We start from the raw sequence: 6,376 nt of genomic DNA on the forward strand, positions 1-6,376 counted from the left end.
CTGATGCTCGATGCTGGAACATCAGCTCAGTCGTACCCAAGCCCGAGCTCTTGATCTAGCGCACTTAACTCGTTCAGCGCATCCAGGCGCCCACTCTGCCACTGGGTTACCAGCTCGGTTCCGAGTGACCAGTCCATAAAAGGCAATAGCCGGACGATGTTGCGTGCATCATCCACACCCCGGTGGTGGTGTCCCTCGAATTCGAGCTCATGAAATGCCAGAGCGTGGGCCAGCCCGTTCTTTTTCTTCTGCCCCGTTGTCCTACGCCAGATCTGTTTGAGGTTCAGATGAGGGTAGGTCAGAAAAACCGGTGGTGAGTTGTATTGTTCACTCTCCGCCTGAATATGGAGTCGGTCGTAATCCCCCCAGCTACACCAGATGAACTCCTTGGCAGGACTCCCCAGCCAAGCGTTGATCTCCTGACACACCACCGTAAATCCGGGGGCTGCATCCACCATTGTCTGGCTAATGCCAGTCAGTTTTGTACAGAAACCGCTCAGATGGGGGTGCCGCACGGGGCGCACCAGAAAAGACTTGCTGTCCAGTAGCGTTCCGTCACGAGTGGCCAGCGCGCACCCAAACTCAATGATCTCCATGTTATGGATGCTTTGTGGCTGGCCGGATGGGGCGTGCCGGCTTTCCCAGCAGGTCGCCTCTAAATCAATGACGAGAAGCGGTGAGTGATCGCTGAAATAATCCATCAGAAGCCTTGTGCTTTTCGCGCGTTAGTATTTTTCACAAGTTCCAGCAATATTTGGGTGAACTCGAAATCAATGAAACACCTAATCTGAACAGAGTTTATATGCCTCTGTAGATATCCCACTATATAAAAACTCCTGACCAAACTACGTTGCCCTCTCACCGAATAGGGACAAAACCTCACTCCAGTATTGATTGCTCACGGATAGATCAATAGTCTCCCTAGCGCCGTTATGTTCCGGTGCAACATCCCATGTGCCCGTATTATCGATACCGAGGTCCCACGCTGCTGACTGGCCCTCTTGCTGGAGCATTTCAGAGCCCTTTGCTTCATCCGGGCTTTGCTTTGATGATCTTGGCGAAAATGAAACCACGTGCTGCCCTGGCAGGTCGTCACCAATTCTGCGTGCAAATTCTGTCAAGCTGGGCTCTGCAAGGACGTAGAGCCAGCCACCAATGTTAGATGGCTCCCTTGCTTGGCGCCGGAGTATTCTGCCGAGGACTTGCCGAAAATGGAGCTCTGTTCGAATCCTGCTGAGGTGACAGCACACCTGCAATCTCGGGATATCGGTTCCTTCACTAATCATCCCCACAGAAATGATCCATCGATCAGATGATGTTTTGAAGTTTGAAATAATTTGATGGGCTTCGGGAGTGTTGTAAGTGACAACAACAGGTCTTTCTCCGAACGCTGAAAGCCGAGCTGCAATCTGTTCTGCGTGTGCCACTGTAGCCGCTACAATGAGGCCGGCAGCCGTAGGAACCTGCTTCCGGATCTCTAATAATTTTTTTGATGCTTCGGAGAGTGTCTGGTCGATCACTTCGTCCCGGAACAGAAAGTCAGGATAAGTAATATGACCCTGGCTGATTGTTTCCCGAATGCTGGAGTAGGTTTTAAGGCCGAGTTCCGATGACCTCAGGCTGATTTCTCGATTATCAGTGAGCACGATTTTTGGGGCTCGGCAAACGCCGTCGGTAACCGCCCGCTCCAAGCCATATTCGTAATCACAATGGAGCTCGCCGTCAGGCTGCGTGTAGCGAGAAAGTACTATTGGGTTGTCGTCAGTCCTCCAAGGCGTTCCTGATAGCGCCATTGTGAAGGAAGCCTTTCCTTGAATCCGATCGAGAATTGTTCGCCCCCAACTGTTGCCAAGTGAGAGTTCGTCCCCCCAGCTGCTGCCGGAGCAATGATGGATCTCGTCCAATACCACGAAGACCCTGTGTTCACTCAGTACTCGCCATAGCTCTTTGGGAAGCGTGTTCATCGACTGATAGGTATAGGAACCGCCTGCTGCGCCGATCTGGCCATTGAAGCTTCGCCCAAGGATTTGGCTGAATGTCTTGCCGACGCTTTGTGCTACTGCCCGTGAAGGGGAAAAACACAAGACGAAATCAATGCTGCCGCGCTCCAGAAGGACTTTCGCCACCGATGCTACCATGACGGTTTTGCCCGCCGCAGGTGTTGCGTGACATAGAAAGTGGGATTGGTACTCAAAAGCTTGAAGGGCTTGATCGATGCACTCTCTTTGCCAAAGGCGCAGTTGGATCATGCGGGAGATCCGATTTTTGTAATGACCGACTCTACAGCTCGAAGTTGGCCCAGAAGTTTCGTGCTTCTTTCGCGAGACTCCAGGTACTGTGCCTTCACGGCGCTCCGAAGTGCCGGGTATTTGTTATACAGGCGCTGGTATTCCTCCGCCTCACCAATGCTGGCAATCAGTTCGACCTTCCTTTTAGAAAGCTCCTCCTGCAACGCCCGTTGTGTCTCACCATCCATTGACGATTCAACGTGCCCATATGCAGCGCTAAATGGAGAAGGCTTGGCTTCCAGGGAAATGTCTTGGTTGTTTGAACGGTAGATAAACTTGCATCCGCGGCCAGTCGATCCCTCGTAGCGATCGATAACTTTTGCCTTTTCAAGGCGTAGAAGTTCTCTGTATATGTACTTGCGAACTTGGTTGCGGCTTGGCCGCTGAACTTCGGGTATTTGAAGAAGATACATATCCCGGATGCTGGTATTGGAAAAAGGAGTATCTGACTGCTGTCTCAGGAGTTCGATCAGGATCTTGTCGACGCTCAGTGGTTGCGATTTTTTCATAAGGCGGTCCGATTCGTCTGTAGGTCGATCTGGTCGACCCCCGAAAAATGGGTAGTATATGCCGTGGCTCGAAATGCCTCAAGAAACCATAGTCTTGTCTTTTGTGAGGGCAAGAAATGGGCTCACCGATTTGTGAGGCGTTTGGCCGGAATTTGCGTGCGATTCGAAAATCGAAAGGGTTTTCTCAGGAACGACTCGCTCATGAAACGGGAATTGATCGAAGTTATGTGGGGAAGATTGAGAGAGGAGAAGTGAACATTACTATCGAAAAAATCTACCTGCTAGCAGATCATCTACAGTGCTCACCTAAGGATCTGCTCATTTAGCCGTTGACTCCAGGTCGTCTGTTCTTCCGCTCTGGTCGATTGAATTTCAAATGCCAAAAACCATTCAGACATGTTGCCCAGCGGCTACTCCAGAAGCCCAAGCCCATTGGAAGTTATGACCGCCCAGATGACCAGTCACATCCACCACTTCGCCAATGAAAAAAAGCCCTGGCTGATTGCTTGCTGACATCGTTTTTGATGACAGATCACGAGTGTCCACTCCGCCCAAGGTAACTTCGGCTGTTTTGTATCCTTCCGTTCCTGCGGGTCGCACTTCCCAATGACTTAGGACGTCAGCTATCGCCTCTAAGTCTTCATTGCGGCAATACTGGAATGGTTTGTTCCACTTTTGGAGTTCGCAGAAAGCTTTTGCAAACCTTTTCGGCAAGAAATCTTCGAGAAAATGGCGGATATGGCTCCGTGGTTTTGTTTTGCGATGTTCGTGCAGCCTATCACAAACAGACACGCTCGGAAGAAGGTTGATCCGTATTGTATCTCCGGGATGCCAGAAGCTCGATATTTGCAGCATGGCGGGGCCGCTTAGACCACGGTGAGTGACCAGCATCGGTTCGCGGAAATGTTCGTTGTTACAGTGCACGTCCACAGGGCAGCTCACACCGGAGAGTGGCGCCAGTCGCTCCTTTAGTTCTGGATGCAGGGTAAAGGGTACAAGTCCTGCGCGGGTTGGATGCACGGAAAGCCCAAACTGCCGTGCAACGTCGTATCCGAAGCCTGTGGCGCCCATGGTGGGGATAGACAGCCCACCGCAGGCGATGACCAGGGATTCGCAGGTAAGGGTGCCGCCGCTGGTTTGTAGCTGATAGCCGTGATCGACGCCGTTGATTTTATTCACGCTTGTTTTAAGTCGCACTTCTGCGCCAGCCCACTCGCACTCAGTGAGTAGCAGGTTGAGGATCTCCTTGCTGCTGCCTTTACAGAAAAGCTGGCCCGCAGCTTTTTCCTCATGCTCAATGCCGTGGCGATCTACCAATTCTAAAAAGTCTTGAGGGGTGTAACGCTTGAGTGCCGAAATGCAGAAATGGGGATTGTCAGACAGGAAATTCGCCGGCGTGCTGTTTAGGTTGGTAAAATTGCAACGACCGCCTCCGGACATGAGGATTTTCTTACCAGGTTTATTGGCATGATCGAGTACCAATACGCTTCTGCCGCGATATCCCGCTGTTGAAGCACACATTAGCCCGGCTGCACCTGCTCCTATAATGATCACATCATAAGTGCTTGACATAGTATCTCCTGAGGAAAAGACCGCTAGTGTAGGGCAGTCGGTGTAATGAGCCAATGATTCGTTAGGGCTCGTAGTCTAAGTTCGGAAGTTCGCGACGAGATCCTCGATCTGATTGAGCTTGGCATTTAACTTCTCGATGGTTACGTTGCTAATCTGCTTTCCAGCTACATTCTGAACATCGCCTTTCAACTCGTTGGTTAGGTAGAAGATGCTCTTCAATCTGTCCTGAAGCTCTTTCACCTCATAGGAGTGTGCGAAGGCATCAAGCTCTTCCCAAGCCAAATCGATGTAGTGCCACAATGAGTCAACACTTCTGTGGCCTGTAAAACTCGCGACTTTTTTTAGTATTGTTCGGTAATCACTGTCGGTAATGATGTGGCGGCTCTTCAATGGATTCTTATCCATGAAGCTAATAAAGTGTAGCTTAACCATATTGGTGATAAAGCGATGTCTAAACATTTTCTGACAGTTCTTTTGTTTGATGCCGGCTCTTACCGTAAGCCTCCGAAATTCTTGGTAAGCGGCATCTGGAAGTACCTCTTTGCCGCTTTCAGAATTTAGATAGATTACATTGTCCACATCCTTCTCTGATTGAATAATTCCTGCAGCAAGCAGGCGTTCAATTAATTTCTTTCTGTAAGAATTGATAAATATTTCAGTCTTCATCGCCAAGCTGCGTGGAATTGGAATCGTTCTCATATTATTTTTGGAGTCGATCCGGCCTTTGAGTGTGGGGAGAATCAGTTGCGATTTTCTCAGGCTAGCCACATTGTTAGAACAGGGTATAGTGATTAATTCTTGAGGTCGGAGCCCCGTTGCTTCAAGCAACACGAGTTGCAGCTCACGCCTTCTATGCATGTATTCGAGATGGTCCGCCTGTTGCTTTCTAGAAAAAAGACCTCGCAGTTTTCTACTCACATTCTTATCGCTTCGTGAAGCCTCAAGGGTATCCCACAATTTTCTGATGTTTATTGTTGAAATAGGGGTTGCGTTCGTCGTGGTAGCTCTTGGTATGTTCATCGGGAAAACGTTGTGAATGATTTGCCGACCAGTTCTATGTGCATAAACTTCTTGCTTTAGCTTTATCTGATACCTTTTATCAGCATCATCCACGCCCGCAATCAGTCGCTCAGTGGCAATGTTTTGCTGAACCCAAACCAGAAAATTAATGGAGGTTGCCACAATGGCTTTAACCGTGTTGTTGTTCCTGACGCGCTCGTTGTAGATATCAGTTTCTTGACAGAGTTCATAGATAAACTCATCGATATGGCTGTGTTTCAAATCAGCGAAATTCACCTTTCTCGCGTAGCAAAATCGAACTAGGTGGGAAAGATTTCGCGCGTAATTCCCAAGTGTCCCACCATCCTTTTGGTTCACCGTCACAGTCCTACTTCTATCGCATAAATACATTTCTGCGATTACGCAAGGCGAGCCATTAGGCCAAACAAATGAGTAATAGCAATACCGTACACGATCGTTCAAAAAGATCTCACCGGTTCCACTATCGAATCTGTCTATTGTCGGAAATCGAACATTTTTGATGAGGCGATAAAGTTGACTAGTCATTGTCGGCAACGAGCGTCAAAGAAAAATACTCCCGATACAATTCGTTGTGCCTGTCCAAATCGTATTGGTATTCAGGGCTCTTTTTGACTGCATCGAGACAGATCCTATTCAAGTCGGTGTATGCTCGGATGAGGATCGCTCGAAACCTTTCGGCTTCGTCGAGTTTTTCTTTATAAAATAGGGCCCTACTTTTAGTTTCATTCGACTTTTTGTTTCTTGAATTTTTGCTTTTCTTTTTGATTGCGACCCTTATTTTCTCGAGTTGTTCGAAACCTCCGTCGAGTGCGGTATCTGAATACTTCTTGAACGTATTGAGAGTCATTGCATGGATGCCTACTGATTTTCGCTCAACAGAAGCAATCGCAGCCTGGCTCCCGCACTTAGATGTTATCCAGGAATATGCGTCAGGATTTTTCAGTGCTTCAATCATTGAATGATAGA

At 48.8% G+C, this 6,376-nt stretch carries 7 protein-coding genes; 1 reads left to right on the top strand and 6 read right to left on the bottom strand.

What is annotated here, in order from left to right:
- Positions 1-26: 26 nt before the first annotated feature.
- From AXW11_RS16890 to AXW11_RS16900, 3 genes are all read right to left on the bottom strand, one after another.
- Positions 27-701 (bottom strand): 3'-5' exonuclease, encoded by a 675-nt coding sequence (locus AXW11_RS16890; RefSeq protein ID WP_075195757.1) that lies wholly within the window; start codon positions 699-701, stop codon positions 27-29.
- A gap of 144 nt (positions 702-845) precedes the next feature.
- Positions 846-2,249, bottom strand: a complete 1,404-nt coding sequence (locus tag AXW11_RS16895) for a DEAD/DEAH box helicase (RefSeq protein ID WP_075195758.1) — start codon at positions 2,247-2,249, stop codon at positions 846-848.
- The gene (locus tag AXW11_RS16900) at positions 2,246-2,797 is read right to left on the bottom strand and encodes a VspR family transcription factor (RefSeq protein ID WP_075195759.1); all 552 of its coding nucleotides are present in this window, start codon (positions 2,795-2,797) and stop codon (positions 2,246-2,248) included. The genes AXW11_RS16895 and AXW11_RS16900 overlap by 4 nt, the downstream gene beginning before the upstream one ends.
- 116 nt (positions 2,798-2,913) lie before the next feature.
- On the opposite strand from AXW11_RS16900, the gene AXW11_RS16905 reads away from it, so the two are divergent.
- On the top strand, positions 2,914-3,123 hold the full coding sequence (locus AXW11_RS16905; protein ID WP_075195760.1) for a helix-turn-helix domain-containing protein: 210 nt from the start codon (positions 2,914-2,916) through the stop codon (positions 3,121-3,123).
- 64 nt (positions 3,124-3,187) lie between these two features.
- Here the strand turns inward: AXW11_RS16905 and AXW11_RS16910 are convergent, their stop codons facing one another.
- The 3 genes from AXW11_RS16910 to AXW11_RS16920 all read right to left on the bottom strand — a co-directional run.
- Positions 3,188-4,369 (bottom strand): BaiN/RdsA family NAD(P)/FAD-dependent oxidoreductase, encoded by a 1,182-nt coding sequence (locus AXW11_RS16910; protein ID WP_075195761.1) that lies wholly within the window; start codon positions 4,367-4,369, stop codon positions 3,188-3,190.
- A gap of 75 nt (positions 4,370-4,444) precedes the next feature.
- Positions 4,445-5,665, bottom strand: a complete 1,221-nt coding sequence (locus AXW11_RS16915) for a site-specific integrase (protein WP_143743838.1) — start codon at positions 5,663-5,665, stop codon at positions 4,445-4,447.
- Positions 5,666-5,927: 262 nt separating this feature from the next.
- Positions 5,928-6,376 (bottom strand): hypothetical protein (locus AXW11_RS16920; protein ID WP_286792490.1); only part of this gene is annotated, 449 nt, incomplete at its 5' end.

Source organism: Marinobacter sp. Hex_13 (assembly GCF_001566815.1).
GTDB lineage: Bacteria > Pseudomonadota > Gammaproteobacteria > Pseudomonadales > Oleiphilaceae > Marinobacter > Marinobacter salarius.